Origin of the sequence: Enterobacter sp. WP_7_1 (assembly GCF_003688535.1) — a bacterium.
GTDB classification, from domain to species: Bacteria; Pseudomonadota; Gammaproteobacteria; order Enterobacterales; family Enterobacteriaceae; genus Enterobacter; species Enterobacter asburiae.
This window is the reverse complement of the sequence record NZ_REFK01000004.1, coordinates 218,525-234,051: the sequence shown is the minus strand read 5'-3', so window position 1 is coordinate 234,051 and position 15,527 is coordinate 218,525. Positions and strand designations below refer to the sequence as shown.

At 56.1% G+C, this 15,527-nt stretch carries 16 protein-coding genes and 3 tRNA genes; 13 read left to right on the top strand and 6 right to left on the bottom strand.

All coding sequences use genetic code 11. The features are described 5' to 3' along the window. The first annotated feature begins 212 nt into the window (after positions 1–212). Positions 213–482 carry a DUF1435 domain-containing protein gene (locus BJ885_RS17380; protein WP_047646590.1) on the top strand — a complete coding sequence of 90 codons (270 nt, stop codon included), beginning with the start codon at positions 213–215 and terminating at the stop codon, positions 480–482. Between the two features lie 41 nt (positions 483–523). On the opposite strand, the gene BJ885_RS17375 is transcribed toward BJ885_RS17380, so the two are convergent. From BJ885_RS17375 to rsmC, 4 genes are all read right to left on the bottom strand, one after another. Beyond that, a tRNA-Leu gene (locus BJ885_RS17375) sits at positions 524–609 on the bottom strand. A 33-nt stretch (positions 610–642) separates the two neighbouring features. After that, a tRNA-Leu gene (locus BJ885_RS17370) sits at positions 643–729 on the bottom strand. A gap of 28 nt (positions 730–757) precedes the next feature. Next, positions 758–844, bottom strand: a tRNA-Leu gene (locus BJ885_RS17365). A 172-nt stretch (positions 845–1,016) separates the two neighbouring features. Beyond that, the gene (gene rsmC / locus BJ885_RS17360) at positions 1,017–2,045 is read right to left on the bottom strand and encodes a 16S rRNA (guanine(1207)-N(2))-methyltransferase RsmC (protein ID WP_029740018.1); all 1,029 of its coding nucleotides are present in this window, start codon (positions 2,043–2,045) and stop codon (positions 1,017–1,019) included. Between the two features lie 102 nt (positions 2,046–2,147). Between rsmC and BJ885_RS17355 the strand changes: the two genes are divergently transcribed. From BJ885_RS17355 to BJ885_RS17320, 8 genes are all read left to right on the top strand, one after another. Further along, positions 2,148–2,561, top strand: coding sequence for a DNA polymerase III subunit psi (locus BJ885_RS17355; protein WP_121932453.1), 414 nt, complete (start codon positions 2,148–2,150; stop codon positions 2,559–2,561). Continuing rightward, positions 2,530–2,973, top strand: coding sequence for a ribosomal protein S18-alanine N-acetyltransferase (gene rimI / locus BJ885_RS17350; protein ID WP_121932454.1), 444 nt, complete (start codon positions 2,530–2,532; stop codon positions 2,971–2,973). Before BJ885_RS17355 ends, rimI begins: the two co-directional genes overlap by 32 nt. Before the next feature lie 20 nt (positions 2,974–2,993). Then, entirely contained in the window at positions 2,994–3,671 is a 678-nt protein-coding gene (yjjG, locus tag BJ885_RS17345) for a pyrimidine 5'-nucleotidase (RefSeq protein WP_121932455.1), read from the top strand. Between the two features lie 91 nt (positions 3,672–3,762). Further along, positions 3,763–5,352, top strand: a complete 1,590-nt coding sequence (gene prfC, locus BJ885_RS17340; protein ID WP_059347204.1) for a peptide chain release factor 3 — start codon at positions 3,763–3,765, stop codon at positions 5,350–5,352. 299 nt (positions 5,353–5,651) lie between these two features. Next, entirely contained in the window at positions 5,652–6,269 is a 618-nt protein-coding gene (gene osmY, locus BJ885_RS17335) for a molecular chaperone OsmY (protein ID WP_032660819.1), read from the top strand. 127 nt (positions 6,270–6,396) lie between these two features. Continuing rightward, on the top strand, positions 6,397–6,558 hold the full coding sequence (locus BJ885_RS17330; protein WP_003856556.1) for a DUF1328 domain-containing protein: 162 nt from the start codon (positions 6,397–6,399) through the stop codon (positions 6,556–6,558). A gap of 122 nt (positions 6,559–6,680) precedes the next feature. Beyond that, entirely contained in the window at positions 6,681–7,733 is a 1,053-nt protein-coding gene (locus tag BJ885_RS17325; protein ID WP_121932456.1) for a patatin family protein, read from the top strand. Further along, the gene (locus tag BJ885_RS17320; RefSeq protein WP_121932457.1) at positions 7,730–8,512 is read left to right on the top strand and encodes a TatD family hydrolase; all 783 of its coding nucleotides are present in this window, start codon (positions 7,730–7,732) and stop codon (positions 8,510–8,512) included. Before BJ885_RS17325 ends, BJ885_RS17320 begins: the two co-directional genes overlap by 4 nt. Here the strand turns inward: BJ885_RS17320 and BJ885_RS17315 are convergent. Continuing rightward, a complete protein-coding gene (locus BJ885_RS17315; RefSeq protein ID WP_121932458.1) occupies positions 8,507–9,367 on the bottom strand; it encodes a YjjW family glycine radical enzyme activase in 861 nt (286 codons plus the stop codon). The genes BJ885_RS17320 and BJ885_RS17315 overlap by 6 nt on opposite strands. Next, a complete protein-coding gene (locus BJ885_RS17310; protein WP_121932459.1) occupies positions 9,342–10,889 on the bottom strand; it encodes a YjjI family glycine radical enzyme in 1,548 nt (515 codons plus the stop codon). The genes BJ885_RS17315 and BJ885_RS17310 overlap by 26 nt, the downstream gene beginning before the upstream one ends. A gap of 262 nt (positions 10,890–11,151) precedes the next feature. Here BJ885_RS17310 and deoC point away from each other — a divergent pair, with 262 nt between their 5' ends. From deoC to deoD, 4 genes are all read left to right on the top strand, one after another. Continuing rightward, the gene (deoC, locus tag BJ885_RS17305) at positions 11,152–11,931 is read left to right on the top strand and encodes a deoxyribose-phosphate aldolase (RefSeq protein ID WP_201283086.1); all 780 of its coding nucleotides are present in this window, start codon (positions 11,152–11,154) and stop codon (positions 11,929–11,931) included. A gap of 109 nt (positions 11,932–12,040) precedes the next feature. After that, positions 12,041–13,363 carry a thymidine phosphorylase gene (gene deoA, locus BJ885_RS17300; RefSeq protein ID WP_121932534.1) on the top strand — a complete coding sequence of 441 codons (1,323 nt, stop codon included), beginning with the start codon at positions 12,041–12,043 and terminating at the stop codon, positions 13,361–13,363. 52 nt (positions 13,364–13,415) lie between these two features. Beyond that, positions 13,416–14,639 carry a phosphopentomutase gene (gene deoB, locus BJ885_RS17295; protein ID WP_121932460.1) on the top strand — a complete coding sequence of 408 codons (1,224 nt, stop codon included), beginning with the start codon at positions 13,416–13,418 and terminating at the stop codon, positions 14,637–14,639. Between the two features lie 104 nt (positions 14,640–14,743). Then, on the top strand, positions 14,744–15,466 hold the full coding sequence (gene deoD / locus BJ885_RS17290; RefSeq protein ID WP_010427122.1) for a purine-nucleoside phosphorylase: 723 nt from the start codon (positions 14,744–14,746) through the stop codon (positions 15,464–15,466). Positions 15,467–15,527: the final 61 nt, after the last annotated feature.

Sequence of the window (15,527 nt, the reverse complement as noted above, 5' to 3'; positions counted from 1 at the left end):
CGTGCGTTTTTATTAAAATTTAATTAAAACAAATAAGTAGGTGCCGTTTCGCAATAAAACATGCAAAAAACTCAAAGAGTAATTATCAGAAAATCTTTAGATGTTGTTAACAGGTGTGCAATTTATCACCTTAGGCAATTCCTGTCATTACGGGAAAGGTAAAGGTCGATGGATTTTGATTCATTCAGCTGACAAATGATAATGTGTGTCATATGATATTGGTTATCATTATCGTTGTGAGAGGGCAGAGCATGTTGAACAGGGCGCTTGGAAGTGGTTGGGGGGTATTGCTACCGGGAGCCATTCTCGGCGGGTTGATGTTTGCCGATCTCTCCCTTGATACCTGGAAGGCGATCATTGTGTCAGGCCTGTTAGTCACGTCAGGCATGATCTGGCATAAACAGCTGCGCCACTTTGTTTTACTGCCATCATGCGTAGCACTGGTCAGTGGAATTCTGGTGATACTGATGAGTTTAAAATAACAGGGAAAACAAGAGGAACTTCAGAAGGGATGTAAGATAATTGGTGCGAGGGGGGGGACTCGAACCCCCACATCCTAAGGACACTAACACCTGAAGCTAGCGCGTCTACCAATTCCGCCACCTTCGCACAGTCATCTTACTATTGTTGATATCGCCTCGTTGGTGCGAGGGGGGGGACTCGAACCCCCACATCCGTAAGGACACTAACACCTGAAGCTAGCGCGTCTACCAATTCCGCCACCTTCGCCCAGTGCGAGCAATATCATTGTGATTTATGGTGCGAGGGGGGGGACTCGAACCCCCACATCCGTAAGGACACTAACACCTGAAGCTAGCGCGTCTACCAATTCCGCCACCTTCGCATACCATCGATACTGTAAAAGTATCGTAACCACGGAGGCGCATTCTAGATGTTTTCAGCTTTACGTCAACTGAAAAGTGCTCACCTTTTATTGATTGCTGCAAAAATGGCCGGAACGGAGACGCCTGCTTGCCGGATGACGATTGCGCTTATCCGGCAAGCAGGCGTGGAGATTACTTTTTGGCCTGACGCGTCATCACGGTACGGTAGACCTTAAAGCGGCCGGTCTGGGCGATCACTTCGTGGAAGCCGAAGGTTTCGTCCAGCACTTTCGGGTACGCCAGGAAGGCGTTCGCAACGATACGCAGCTCGCCGCCGCTGTTAAGGTGACGGGTTGCGCCACGGATCAGCGTTTGTGCCGCTTCAAGGCTGGTCTCCATACCGTCGTGGAACGGCGGGTTGGAGATAATCATGTCGAAGCGACCGGTGACGTCAGAGAAGACGTTGCTGGCAATCACCTCGCCTTCAATGCCGTTTGCGGCAAGCGTTGCGCGGCTGGCTTCTACCGCCGGGGCGCTCACGTCACACAGGGTTAAACGCACTTTTGGTGAATGGCTGGCGAGCACGGTAGAGAGCACGCCCGCGCCGCAGCCCACGTCCAGCACTTTGCCTTTGGTGTGCGGCGTCAGGGTGGAGAGCAGCAGCTTGCTGCCCGTATCCAGCGCGTCACGGCTGAACACGCCCGGCAGGGTTTTGATGGTCAGGCCGTCAAGCTGGTACTCGTCCCAGTAAGCCTGTGGGTCAAACGTTGTCTGTTTTTCCAGACGTCCATGGTACAGACCACAGCGGCGAGCGCTGTCGACTTTGTTCAGCGGCGCGTAGCCTTCCAGCATCTGTTCAGCGCTACGCACGCCGCTGCGGTTCTCACCCACCACGAAAATATCGCAGCCGACCGGCAGCAGGGAGAGCAGGTTCATCAGCTGGAACTGGGCTTCCGGCTTGTTCTTCGGCCAGTAGTAAATCAGCGTATCGCAGTCGGCGATATCGCTCTGCTCCGCCACCAGGCTAAAGCGCGCGCGCTCGCCCATCTGGCGGCTCAGCACCTGCCAGTGGTGGTAGTATTGGGTGTGGGCGCGGCTTTCAGCACAGTCGAAACGCGCAGGCAGGTCATCCTGCATATCTCCGGCAAACAGAATACGGCTTTCTTCGAAATCATCACTGTGACGCAGCAAGACTTCACTTGCCGGGGTAAATGCAGACATGAATTGTTCCTCAATAAACTCAGGCGGGGATTATAGTAGGTAGATGGCGCACTTTCGACACATTTGCTATATTTGCGCGCCTGAGAGACAGGAGTTTTCCCTATGACATCCCGACGAGACTGGCAGTTGCAGCAGCTGGGCATTACCCAGTGGGCTTTGCGTCGCCCGACGGCGTTGCAGGGCGAAATCGCCATTTCCATCCCTGCGCACGTACGCCTGGTGATGGTGGCGGAAGAACTGCCTGCCCTGAATGAACCCCTGATCGATGATGTCCTTCGCAGCCTGAAGATGACGGCCGACCAGGTTTTACAGCTGACGCCAGAGCGTGTCGCGATGCTTCCTCCTGATAGCCGCTGTAACAGCTGGCGTATCGGAGACACAAACGAGATCCCCCTCCAGGGGAGCCAGATCTGCACGCCAGCGCTGGACGAACTGAAAGCCAACCCAAAAGCGCGCAGCGCGCTATGGCAACAAATCTGCGAATATGAACACGATTTCTTCCCTCACGACGCCTGACCTAACCACAGCGTTTGCGATTGAAACACGCGCCCACGCCTTTCCGTGGAGCGAAAAAACCTTCGCCAGCAATCAGGGCGAACGGTATCTGAACTACCGCCTGGACGTCGACGGCACCATGGCCGCCTTCGCGATCACGCAGGTTGTTCTTGATGAAGCGACGCTGTTTAATATTGCGGTTGATCCCGCGTTCCAGCGCCGTGGGCTGGGAAGAGAACTGCTCGAGCACCTCATTAGCGAGCTCGAAACCCGTGACGTTTTCACCCTGTGGCTGGAGGTGCGCGCGTCGAATGTCGCCGCCATCGCGCTCTATGAAAGCTTAGGCTTTAACGAGGCGACAGTCCGCCGTAACTACTACCCCACCGCAGAGGGACGTGAAGACGCCATCATAATGGCTCTGCCGATTGGATAATAAAAAATAAGGTTGTAACGATGAAATGGGACTGGATTTTCTTTGATGCCGACGAAACGTTGTTTACGTTCGATTCGTTCGGCGGACTACAGCGGATGTTTCTCGACTATAGCGTGACCTTCACCGCTGAAGATTTTCAGGACTATCAGGCGGTAAACAAGCCGCTGTGGGTGAATTACCAGAACGGTGCCATCACCGCGTTACAGCTTCAGCACCAGCGTTTTGACGTCTGGGCGGAACGCTTAAAGGTCAGTCCGGGGACGCTGAACGAGGCGTTCCTGAACGCGATGGCCGATATCTGTGCGCCACTGCCGGGTGCGGTTTCCCTGCTGAATGCGTTGAAAGGCAAGGTGAAACTGGGGATCATCACCAACGGTTTTACCGCCCTGCAGCAGATCCGCCTCGAGCGCACCGGCCTGCGCGATCATTTCGACGCGCTGGTGATCTCCGAAGAGGTGGGTGTACCTAAACCGGATCCGCGGATTTTCGATTATGCGCTGTCGCAGGCAGGTAATCCTGACCGCGATCGCGTCCTGATGGTGGGTGATACGGCAGAGTCAGATATCCTGGGCGGCATGAAGTCAGGTCTGTCGACCGTCTGGCTCAATGCGCATGGCCGCGTGAAGCCTGAAGGCATCGAGCCGACCTGGACCGTAACGTCGTTGAATGAACTGGAGCAACTCCTGTGTAAACAATGATTGCCTGCCCCCCATTGATGGGTAAAATAGCCGCAATTTTGTATTCCATGATGCGTGGCGTGCTGCCGCGCTTATAAAAGAAGATTTAATTATGACGTTGTCTCCTTATCTGCAAGAGGTGGCCAAGCGCCGCACTTTTGCCATTATCTCCCACCCGGATGCCGGTAAAACGACCATCACTGAGAAGGTGTTGCTGTTCGGACAGGCGATCCAGACTGCGGGTACCGTTAAAGGCCGTGGCTCCAGCCAGCATGCAAAATCTGACTGGATGGAGATGGAAAAGCAGCGTGGTATTTCGATTACCACCTCCGTGATGCAGTTCCCGTATCACGACTGCCTGGTGAACCTGCTGGATACCCCAGGCCACGAAGACTTCTCCGAAGATACCTACCGTACCCTGACGGCGGTGGACTGCTGCCTGATGGTGATCGACGCCGCGAAAGGTGTAGAAGACCGGACCCGTAAGCTGATGGAAGTTACCCGTCTGCGCGATACGCCGATCCTCACCTTTATGAACAAACTCGACCGTGACATCCGTGACCCGATGGAAGTGATGGACGAAGTGGAAAGCGAGCTGAAAATCGCCTGTGCGCCCATCACCTGGCCAATTGGCTGCGGTAAGCTGTTCAAAGGGGTGTATCACCTCTATAAAGACGAAACCTATCTGTATCAGACCGGTAAAGGCCACACCATTCAGGACGTTCGCGTGGTGAAAGGTCTGGATAACCCTGAGCTGGACGTGGCAGTCGGCGAAGAGCTGGCCGCGCAGCTGCGCGACGAACTGGAGCTGGTCAAAGGTGCGTCTCACGAGTTCGACAAAGAGCTGTTCCTGAGCGGTGAAATCACCCCGGTCTTCTTCGGTACCGCGCTGGGTAACTTCGGCGTTGACCACATGCTGGACGGTCTGGTGGAATGGGCGCCGCGCCCGATGCCGCGTAAAACTGACACCCGTGAAGTGGAAGCGCAGGAAGAGAAATTCACCGGCTTCGTGTTCAAAATCCAGGCCAACATGGACCCGAAACACCGCGACCGCGTGGCCTTTATGCGCGTGGTGTCCGGTAAGTATGAAAAGGGCATGAAGCTGCGCCAGGTGCGTACCGGTAAAGACGTGGTGATTTCCGACGCGTTGACCTTTATGGCGGGTGACCGTTCGCACGTTGAAGAGGCGTATCCGGGCGACATCATCGGTCTGCACAACCACGGCACTATTCAGATCGGCGATACGTTCACCCAGGGTGAAATGATGAAGTTCACCGGTATTCCGAACTTCGCACCGGAGCTGTTCCGTCGTATCCGTCTGCGCGATCCGCTGAAGCAGAAACAGCTGCTGAAAGGCCTGGTTCAGCTCTCCGAAGAGGGCGCCGTGCAGGTGTTCCGCCCAATCGCGAACAACGACCTGATCGTTGGTGCGGTCGGCGTGCTGCAGTTCGACGTGGTTGTCGCGCGTCTGAAGAGCGAGTACAACGTGGAAGCGATTTACGAGTCTGTGAACGTCGCGACCGCGCGCTGGGTTGAGTGTTCTGACGTGAAGAAATTCGAAGAATTTAAGCGTAAGAACGAAATTCAGCTGGCGCTGGATGGCGGCGACAACCTGACCTATATCGCGCCAACCATGGTGAACCTGAACCTGACGCAGGAACGTTATCCTGACGTTCAGTTCCGTAAAACCCGCGAGCACTAATCCCCTCTCAGAGCACGGCTGCCGCCGTGCTCTTCTTTAATTCCTGTCTTATTAATCCCTTGCGGAATGTTCTTAATTCAACGCAATTTCACGCTATTCGCGCGTTTTTTACCCAATTCTGAAAGCGGCTCTGTGAGAGTGATCTATATTTAACTCAGTGTTTAACACCGGGCGTGGATAAATTAACTGTTCAATGCATGACTTTAGGTTGTCCATTTTGCCCGCGTGTTTATTCGCAATATATAAAACTACTAAGGAAGTATGTAGCCCGAATAACGGGTCAACACAGGAATAGATCGATGAATATGACAAGACTGAAGATTTCGAAAACTCTGCTGGCTGTAACCCTGGGTAGCGTTCTGGTGAGCGGTTCCGCCCTGGCGGAAAGCACCACCATGGATAAAGCACAGTCCACTGCCGATACCGCAGGGCAAAAAATCGATAGCTCTATGAATAAAGTCGGCAACTTCATGGATGACAGCTCAATCACAGCAAAAGTGAAAGCCGCACTGGTGGATGATGAATCCATCAAAAGTACCGATATTTCCGTTAAGACCGACAAGAAAGTGGTCACGCTGAGCGGCTTCGTGGAAAGCCAGGCTCAGGCCGAGCAGGCGGTGAAAGTCGCGAAGGGCGTCGAAGGTGTTGCCTCCGTCAGCGATAAGCTGCACGTACGTGACGGTAAAAACGCGTCGGTGAAAGGTTATGCCGGTGATGCCGCTACTACCAGCGAAATCAAAGCTAAACTTTTAGCGGATGACATCGTGCCGTCCCGTAAGGTGAAAGTAGAAACCACCGATGGTGTGGTTCAGCTTTCCGGTACGGTAGATTCGCAGGCGCAAAGTGAACGCGCCGAGTCCATCGCGAAAGCGATTGACGGTGTGAAAAGCGTTAAAAACGATCTGAAAACGAAGTAAATCTGGACCATTCGCCCGTCTGGCTAACACCTGCGGGCGAAATAAGAACGACTCTGGAAAAACGCCGGTGAGTGACCTGAGCGCTCACGTTTAGCGGCCGACATTAACTATGGTAAAGGAGAAGCTTATGTTTCGTTGGGGCATTATATTTCTGGTTATCGCGTTAATTGCCGCCGCATTGGGCTTTGGTGGACTGGCAGGTACAGCGGCATGGGCAGCTAAAATTGTCTTCGTTGTGGGTATTATTCTGTTCCTGGTCAGCCTGTTTACGGGTCGTAGACGTCCGTAGCAAACGCAATATTCCTTCAACAAAATAAAGCCAGTCACTGTGACTGGCTTTTTCTTATTTGCGGAACAGGTCGGGTGCGTTACTGTGGTGTTATAAAATAATCAAAAAACAGGAAAGCAGAGGTGGGGCAACGAATTCCCGTTACGCTCGGCAATATTGCGCCGCTGACGTTAAAACCGTTTCGCGCAGGTCAACTCGCGCTGGTTTGCGAGGGGGGAGGGCAGCGCGGCATTTTCACCGCCGGCGTGCTGGATGAATTTATGCGCGCGCAGTTCAACCCCTTTGATCTTTACTTAGGCACCTCTGCCGGGGCGCAGAACCTCTCTGCCTATGTTTGTAATCAACCTGGCTACGCGCGAAAGGTCATCATGCGCTACACCACGGCAAAAGAATTTTTTAATCCGGTGCGCTTTGTGCGCGGCGGCAACCTGATCGATCTCGACTGGCTACTGGAAGCGACCTCCAGCCAGATGCCGCTGGCCATGGATACCGCTGCCCGTCTGTTTGATAGCGGCAAAGAGTTCTGGATGTGCGCCAGCCGGGGCGATGACTATTCGCCGGGTTATTTTTCTCCTCAGAAGGAGAACTGGCTGGACATCATCCGCGCCTCCAGCGCGATCCCCGGCTTTTATCGTACGGGAGCCCTGCTGGACGGCATTAGCTATCTGGACGGTGGGATCAGTGACGCGGTGCCGGTGCAGGAAGCCGCCCGGCGTGGGGCGAAAACCATCGTGGTGATCCGTACCGTACCGTCGCAAATGTATTACACGCCGCAGTGGTTTAAACGGATGGAGCGCTGGTTGGGCGACAGCAGCCTGCAGCCGCTGGTGAACATCGCGAAGCAGCATGAAACCACCTACGGCGCGATGCAGCGCTTCATTGAAAAACCGCCGGGTAAGCTGCGTATTTTTGAAATCTATCCGCCTAAGCCGCTGCTGAGCATGGCCCTGGGCAGCCGCGTTCCTGCGCTGCGCATGGATTACAAGACGGGGCGGCTGTGCGGGCGCTATTTCCTGGCGACGGTAGGAAAAATGCTGGCGGAGCAACCGCCGCTTCATCGCCATAAACGCATTATTATGCCGCCTGCCATTGTCGCCAACGACGCCCTGACGATGCCGCTGGTGGATATTCCGCAGGCGAATGACGCTTTACTGGATAACGAGGATCTGGCGTGACGCACCGCTTTGTCGATACCCACTGCCACTTTGATTTCCCGCCGTTTACGGGGGATGAAGCGCAAAGCATTGCCAAAGCTGCCGAGGCAGGCGTTCAGGCCATCATTGTGCCGTCAGTGGAAGCGGCCTATTTTTCCCGGGTGCTGGATCTTTCCGCGCGACACTCCGCGCTCTATGCCGCGCTCGGCCTGCATCCGATTGTGATAGAGCGGCATCTTGATGAGCACATTGAGAGGCTTGATGAACTCCTGCAGACCGCAGGAGACAAACTTGTCGCCATCGGTGAGATCGGCCTCGATCTTTATCGTGAGGATCCGCAGTTTGAGCGCCAGCAGACGATCCTCGACGCGCAGCTCAGGCTGGCGAAGCGCCACGATCTGCCGGTGATCCTCCATTCAAGACGAACGCACGATAAGCTGGCGATGCACCTGAAACGCATCGATCTGCCTCGCAGAGGCGTAGTGCACGGTTTTTCCGGCAGCCTGCAGCAGGCGCAGCGTTTTATTGAGCTGGGCTATAAAATCGGCGTCGGTGGCACCATCACCTATCCGCGCGCCAGTAAAACCCGGGACGTAATGGCACAGCTGCCGCTGTCGGCGCTTCTGCTGGAAACCGACGCGCCGGATATGCCGCTGAATGGTTTTCAAGGCCAGCCGAACCGCCCGGAACAGGCGGCGCGCGTGTTTACCACCCTGTGTGAACTGCGAAAAGAGCCTGAAGAGGTGATTGCCGATGCGCTGCTGGAAAATACCCGTTCGGTATTTGGCATCACGCTATAGGTAAAGCGCCGGACGGATCACCGTTATCTTCTGTTTTTCCAGCGCCCGCGCCAGCGGTTCAACGTCCTCGGGCGTGGCGCTGCGCCACGACGCCGCCTCACCGTAAACGCCATGCGCATGAAATGCGTTGATGCGCACCGGCACATTCCCAAGCCTGTGGATAAAGGTCGTTAGCGGTTTGAGATGTTCCAGATAATCACACTGCTCCGGAATAACCAGCAGGCGGAGTTCCGTCAAACGGTGACGATCTGCCAGCCAGCGGATGCTCTGCTTAATCTGCGGGTTTTCGCGCCCGGTCAGGAAACGGTGATGCTCGTTCCCCCACGCCTTCAGATCCAGCATCGCGCCATCCAGTACCGGCAGCAGCTTTTGCCAGCCGGTTTCGCTTAACAGACCGTTGCTGTCTACCAGGCAGGTGAGGTGGCGCAGGGCGGGATCGGCTTTGATCGCTGAGAATAGCGTCACTAAAAACGGCAGTTGCGTTGTGGCTTCACCACCGCTCACGGTGATCCCTTCGATAAAGGGGGCGGATTTGCGGACCTGGGTGAGGATCTCGTCCACGCTGAAGCGGTGCGCCATAGGCGTTGCCTGCTGCTGGCACTGGTGCAGACAGGTGTCGCACTGCTGGCAGTCACTCTCCTGCCACCAGACGCGTCCGGCCTGAATGGTCAGCGCGTCGTGCGGGCAGTGGGGCACACAGTCCCCGCAGTCGTTGCAGCGGCCGATCGTCCACGGGTTGTGGCAGGTTTTGCAGCGCAGGTTGCAGCCCTGCAGGAACAGGGCCAGGCGGCTGCCCGGCCCGTCCACGCAGGAAAAAGGAATGACCTGACTAACTAAAGCGCATCTGCTGTTCATGGCTAACCACGCGCGGCTGTCGTTCCAGAATACGGGTATTGCGTGCGGCTTCTTCCCCCAGCCACGTGGTATTGGTGCGCGATCCGGCTTCCCGGTATTTCTCCAGATCCGACAAGCGAACCATATAGCCGGTCACGCGGACCAGATCGTTACCCGCTACGTTGGCGGTAAATTCCCGCATTCCCGCCCTGAACGCGCCCAGGCAAAGCTGAACCACCGCCTGAGGATTGCGTTTTACCGTCTCCTCCAGGGTGAGAATATCGCTGATTCCGGAGTGATAGTGTTTGTGATGCGGCGCAACGGCCAGCAGATGGCTGACAGGATCCGGCTCATCGCCGTAGGGCAGGCGCGCGCCCGGCGTGGTGCCGGAGTCGGAGCTGATCCCCGACTGCGCGTGCAGCATCGCGCGATGCTTCCAGCCGTGCTTCACCGGCGTGTTTTCCACAAACGCCGCAAGCTGTTCGCTGATGCGATAGCCCAGCGCGTTGGCCTGCTCGTCTTTTCCGTAACGGCCTTCAATGCCCTCCTTTTCACAGAGCGTATTCACCGCTTCCGCCAGGCCGTACATGCCAAACATGGGTACAAACCGATCCGCATCAATCAGCCCCTCTTTGACCAGGAAGCTATTCTCAAAGAAGCCAGATTGCTCATACAGGAAACCGCAGCGCGCGTCGATGATGGCAATTTGCTGCTGGCAGTAGTGCGGGAGCGCGCGGGTGAAGAAGTTTTCAATGGATGTGCTGCGTTCAGCAATGGCTTTGAGGTTAAGGCGCACCAGGGTGCTGCCGCCGCCTGCAAGCGGCAGGGAGTTGTAACAACTCACCACGCCGTAACGGCCTTTTGTGAAAATTTTATCATTCATCGGGCCATTAGAAATATGCGGTTTGCTGCATTCACATATGTTTTTTGCCACCTCAAGCAGCAAATCGTCCGGGGTGATATCGGGATCGTAGATAAAGGTCAGGTTCGGCGCGACCTGCTTCAGCTCTGCATCGGCACGCAGAATGGCGCGCGTGACGGGCGTATCCGCCGGGCCGATATTGGCGTGCATAAACGCATCCGGCAGCGTACGGTCGAGATAGCGCCAGAAACGTTTTATTCGGCTATCGATCTCTTCTTGTGTTAGAATTCTAACATATGGAGTTAATATCGCATCAAGCTGACCGAGATAGACCGGCATCGATGTAACGGACGGAACATGATGGTAGAGGATGGTTAACAGCGAGAGGGCGTCGTCGAGATCTTTTGCCCCTTCCAGCTCCAGCCATTCTGAACCGTTAGCCAGAAATTTTGCGTAATCCGGCAGAACGTAACGGGGTTTGTAAGGCGCATGGCCTTCGAACATGTCGCAGATAAACCCATCGTCCAGCGCGGCTCGTGCGGCCTCAGGAAGTGCCGGGTAAGGCAGGTTGTTTTCCGCTTCCAGCGCCAGAAAATGACGTTTTTGTTCCGGGGTTAACACCGGGCTTGTCACAATGTGCTGGCAACGTTGTTGCAGGGCGTCGGGGCTGGAGTGGGGCATATTCGCTTCCTTGAGTGTTCTGCGGATGATGAACGGATTGTAGGAAGCCAGCCTGTCGGGGCTTTTGATCCGACAGGGGGTATCGCTGCTTTAGTCGGCAATTTAGGCGCTAAAGTTTGAAGAAGATCTCATTACAGTAATGCAAATTTGTATGCAGTTTTCATTAACTGTGATGAATGTCGAAGTGTGGATGCGGGTGAATGTTAGAATACTCACAGACCCGCAAGGTAAAATTTATACGGCACTGCCGTTGGAGAATGTTATGACCGATTTAACTGCAAGCAGCCTGCGCGCGTTGAAACTGATGGACCTGACCACCCTGAACGATGACGACACCAATGAAAAAGTCATCGCCCTGTGCCATCAGGCGAAAACGCCGGTGGGTAACACCGCCGCCATCTGTATCTACCCGCGCTTTATCCCGATTGCCCGTAAGACGCTGAAAGAGCAGGGCACGCCGGACGTGCGCATTGCAACCGTAACTAACTTCCCGCATGGCAACGACGATATCGAGATTGCGCTGGCAGAAACCCGCGCGGCGATTGCCTACGGCGCAGACGAAGTTGACGTGGTGTTCCCGTACCGCGCGCTGATCGCCGGCAATGAGCAGGTCGGTTTTGACCTGGTGAAAGCCTGTAAAGAGGCCTGCGCGGCGGCAAACGTGCTGCTGAAAGTGATCATCGAAACCGGCGAGCTGAAAGAAGAGGCGCTGATTCGTAAGGCGTCTGAAATCTCCATCAAAGCCGGTGCGGATTTCATTAAAACCTCTACCGGTAAAGTGCCGGTAAATGCGACTCCAGAAAGCGCGCGCATCATGATGGAAGTGATCCGCGACATGGGCGTGTCCAAAACCGTTGGTTTCAAACCTGCGGGCGGCGTGCGTACCGCCGAAGACGCGCAGCAGTTCCTGGCGATTGCCGACGAGCTGTTTGGCGCCGACTGGGCCGATTCCCGTCACTACCGCTTCGGCGCGTCCAGCCTGCTGGCCAGCCTGCTGAAAGCGCTGGGTCACGGCGACGGCAAGAGCGCAAGCAGCTACTGATTGCCAGACAATGCCGGATGACGCTTCGCTTATCCGGCCTACAGGATCGTAGGGCGGGTAAGCGTAGCGCCACCCGCCACAACTCCCCCGATTCCGCATGGAGGTTACCGTGTTTCTCGCACAAGAAATTATTCGTAAAAAACGTGATGGTCATGCATTAAGCGACGAAGAGATCCGCTTCTTTATCAACGGCATTCGTGATAACACCGTCTCAGAAGGGCAGATTGCGGCTCTGGCGATGACCATTTTCTTCCACGATATGTCGATGCCGGAGCGCGTGTCGCTGACCATGGCGATGCGAGATTCAGGAACCGTTCTGGACTGGAAAAGCCTTAACCTTAACGGCCCGATTGTGGATAAACACTCCACCGGCGGCGTGGGCGACGTGACGTCTCTGATGCTCGGCCCAATGGTGGCAGCCTGTGGCGGCTACATCCCGATGATCTCCGGGCGCGGCCTGGGCCACACCGGCGGTACGCTCGACAAACTGGAAGCCATTCCGGGCTTCGATATCTTCCCGGATGACAACCGCTTCCGCGACATTATTAAAGACGTTGGTGTGGCGATTATCGGCCAGACCAGCTCTCTTGCGCCGGCAGACAAGCGTTTCTACGCGACCCGCGATATCACCGCGACCGTTGACTCTATCCCGCTGATCACCGCCTCTATCCTGGCGAAGAAACTGGCAGAAGGCCTGGACGCGCTGGTGATGGACGTAAAAGTGGGCAGCGGCGCCTTTATGCCGACCTATGAACTTTCTGCTGCGCTGGCCGAAGCGATCGTTGGCGTCTCCAACGGCGCGGGCGTGCGCACCACCGCGCTGCTCACCGACATGAACCAGGTGCTGGCCTCCAGCGCCGGTAACGCGGTCGAAGTGCGTGAGGCGGTACAGTTCCTCACCGGCGAATACCGTAACCCGCGTCTGTTTGACGTGACCATGGCGCTGTGCGTTGAGATGTTAATCTCCGGCAAGCTGGCCAAAGACGATGCAGAAGCCCGCGCGAAACTGCAGGCGGTGCTGGACAACGGCAAAGCGGCGGAGATCTTTGGCCGCATGGTTGCGGCGCAGAAAGGCCCGACCGATTTCGTCGAGAACTATGCGAAATACCTGCCAACCGCGACGCTCAGCAAAGCGGTGTATGCCGATAGCGAAGGGTTTGTCTCTGCGATGGACACCCGTGCGCTGGGTATGGCGGTGGTCTCGATGGGCGGCGGTCGCCGTCAGGCATCGGACACCATTGATTATAGCGTTGGCTTTACCGATATGGCCCGTCTGGGCGACAGCGTTGACGGCCAGCGTCCGCTGGCGGTGATCCACGCCAAAGACGAAGCCAGCTGGCAGGAAGCGGCTAAAGCGGTGAAAGCGGCCATTACGCTTGACGATAAAGCGCCGGAAAGCACACCGACTGTCTATCGCCGTATCACCGAATAGCGGTATACTGATCTGATCAATCATTTTTAAGCACTACGTACGGAGAACAATTATGAAACGTGCATTTATTATGGTGCTGGACTCATTCGGCATCGGCGCAACCGAAGATGCAGAACGTTTTGGTGACGTGGGTTCCGATACCATGGGTCACATCGCGGAAGCCTGTGCGAAAGGCGAAGCGGACAACGGTCGTAAAGGCCCTCTGACTCTACCCAACCTGACCCGCCTTGGTCTGGTGAAAGCGCATGAAGGCTCTACCGGTAAAATCGCAGCCGGTATGGACGGCAACGCGGAAGTCGTGGGCGCCTACGGCTGGGCTCACGAGCTCTCCTCCGGTAAAGACACCCCGTCTGGCCACTGGGAAATCGCCGGGGTGCCGGTGCTGTTCGACTGGGGTTATTTCTCCGATCACGAGAACAGCTTCCCGCAGGAGCTGCTCGATAAGCTGGTGAAGCGCGCCAACCTGCCGGGCTACCTCGGCAACTGCCACTCTTCCGGTACCGTGATTCTGGATGAGCTCGGCGAAGAGCACATGAAAACCGGCAAGCCGATTTTCTACACCTCTGCCGACTCCGTGTTCCAGATTGCGTGCCATGAAGAGACCTACGGTCTGGATAAACTCTACGAGCTGTGCGAAATCGCCCGTGAAGAGCTGACCGAAGGCGGCTACAACATTGGCCGCGTGATCGCGCGTCCGTTTGTGGGCGACAAAGCGGGTAACTTCCAGCGTACCGGTAACCGTCACGACCTGGCCGTTGAGCCACCGGCGCCAACCGTGCTGCAGAAGCTGGTTGAAGAGAAAGACGGCCACGTGGTGTCCGTGGGTAAAATCGCGGATATCTATGCCAACTGCGGCATCACCAAAAAAGTGAAAGCCACCGGTCTGGACGCGCTGTTCGATGCCACCATCAAAGAGATGAAAGAAGCGGGCGACAAGACCATTGTCTTCACCAACTTCGTGGACTTCGACTCCTCCTGGGGCCACCGTCGCGACGTCGCAGGCTATGCGGCCGGTCTGGAACTGTTCGACCGCCGTCTGCCGGAGCTGATGGAGCTGGTGGGTGAAGATGACATTCTGATCCTGACCGCGGACCACGGCTGTGACCCAACCTGGACCGGTACCGACCATACCCGTGAGCACATTCCGGTGCTGGTGTACGGCCCGAAAGTGAAGCCGGGCTCGCTCGGTCACCGTGAAACCTTCGCGGACATCGGCCAGACCATCGCGAAATACTTTGGTACGTCTGACATGGAATATGGCAAGGCCATGTTCTGATGTCATTGCCGGGTGGCGGCTGCGCCTTACCCGGCCTACAACACCGTAGGCCCGGATCGCTGCGCGCCACCGGGCAAAAAAATTCAAATGAAAAGGAACTGAAGATGGCAACTCCTCACATTAATGCAGAAATGGGTGATTTCGCTGACGTCGTATTGATGCCGGGCGACCCGCTGCGCGCGAAGCACATTGCTGAAACCTTCCTGGAAGACGTGCGTGAAGTGAACAACGTTCGCGGCATGCTGGGCTTCACCGGTACCTATAAAGGCCGCAAAATCTCCGTGATGGGCCACGGCATGGGTATCCCATCCTGCTCCATCTACACCAAAGAGCTGATCACCGACTTCGGCGTGAAGAAAATCATCCGCGTTGGCTCCTGCGGCGCGGTGCGCATGGACGTTAAGCTGCGCGACATCGTTATCGGTATGGGCGCCTGCACCGATTCCAAAGTTAACCGCATGCGTTTTAAAGACCATGACTTCGCGGCGATTGCTGACTTCGGCATGGTGCGTGACGCGGTTGACGCGGCAAAAGCGCTGGGCGTTGAAGCGCGCGTGGGTAACATCTTCTCTGCTGACCTGTTCTATGCCCCGGACGGCGGCGAGATGTTCGACGTGATGGAGAAATACGGCATCCTGGGCGTGGAAATGGAAGCGGCGGGTATCTACGGCGTCGCGGCTGAGTTTGGTGCGAAAGCGCTGACCATCTGCACCGTGTCTGACCACATCCGTACCCACGAGCAGACCACCGCTGCCGAGCGTCAGACTACCTTTAACGACATGATCAAAATCGCGCTGGAATCCGTTCTGCTGGGCGATAAAGAGTAATTCTGTCTCTTCCCTCCCTCTCCCTGTGGGAGAGGGCCGGGGTGAGGGCACCAGACCGCAC

What these genes read in the sequence shown, in the direction of transcription:
- prfC (WP_059347204.1), top strand. Translation starts at nt 3,763, where the DNA reads ATGACGTTGTCTCCTTATCTGCAAGAGGTGGCCAAGCGCCGCACTTTT.
- BJ885_RS17330 (WP_003856556.1), top strand. Translation starts at nt 6,397, where the DNA reads ATGTTTCGTTGGGGCATTATATTTCTGGTTATCGCGTTAATTGCCGCC.
- BJ885_RS17315 (WP_121932458.1), bottom strand. Translation starts at nt 9,367, where the DNA reads ATGAACAGCAGATGCGCTTTAGTTAGTCAGGTCATTCCTTTTTCCTGC.
- osmY (WP_032660819.1), top strand. Translation starts at nt 5,652, where the DNA reads ATGAATATGACAAGACTGAAGATTTCGAAAACTCTGCTGGCTGTAACC.
- deoD (WP_010427122.1), top strand. Translation starts at nt 14,744, where the DNA reads ATGGCAACTCCTCACATTAATGCAGAAATGGGTGATTTCGCTGACGTC.
- deoB (WP_121932460.1), top strand. Translation starts at nt 13,416, where the DNA reads ATGAAACGTGCATTTATTATGGTGCTGGACTCATTCGGCATCGGCGCA.
- BJ885_RS17380 (WP_047646590.1), top strand. Translation starts at nt 213, where the DNA reads ATGATATTGGTTATCATTATCGTTGTGAGAGGGCAGAGCATGTTGAAC.
- BJ885_RS17355 (WP_121932453.1), top strand. Translation starts at nt 2,148, where the DNA reads ATGACATCCCGACGAGACTGGCAGTTGCAGCAGCTGGGCATTACCCAG.
- rimI (WP_121932454.1), top strand. Translation starts at nt 2,530, where the DNA reads ATGAACACGATTTCTTCCCTCACGACGCCTGACCTAACCACAGCGTTT.
- BJ885_RS17310 (WP_121932459.1), bottom strand. Translation starts at nt 10,889, where the DNA reads ATGCCCCACTCCAGCCCCGACGCCCTGCAACAACGTTGCCAGCACATT.
- yjjG (WP_121932455.1), top strand. Translation starts at nt 2,994, where the DNA reads ATGAAATGGGACTGGATTTTCTTTGATGCCGACGAAACGTTGTTTACG.
- deoC (WP_201283086.1), top strand. Translation starts at nt 11,152, where the DNA reads ATGACCGATTTAACTGCAAGCAGCCTGCGCGCGTTGAAACTGATGGAC.
- rsmC (WP_029740018.1), bottom strand. Translation starts at nt 2,045, where the DNA reads ATGTCTGCATTTACCCCGGCAAGTGAAGTCTTGCTGCGTCACAGTGAT.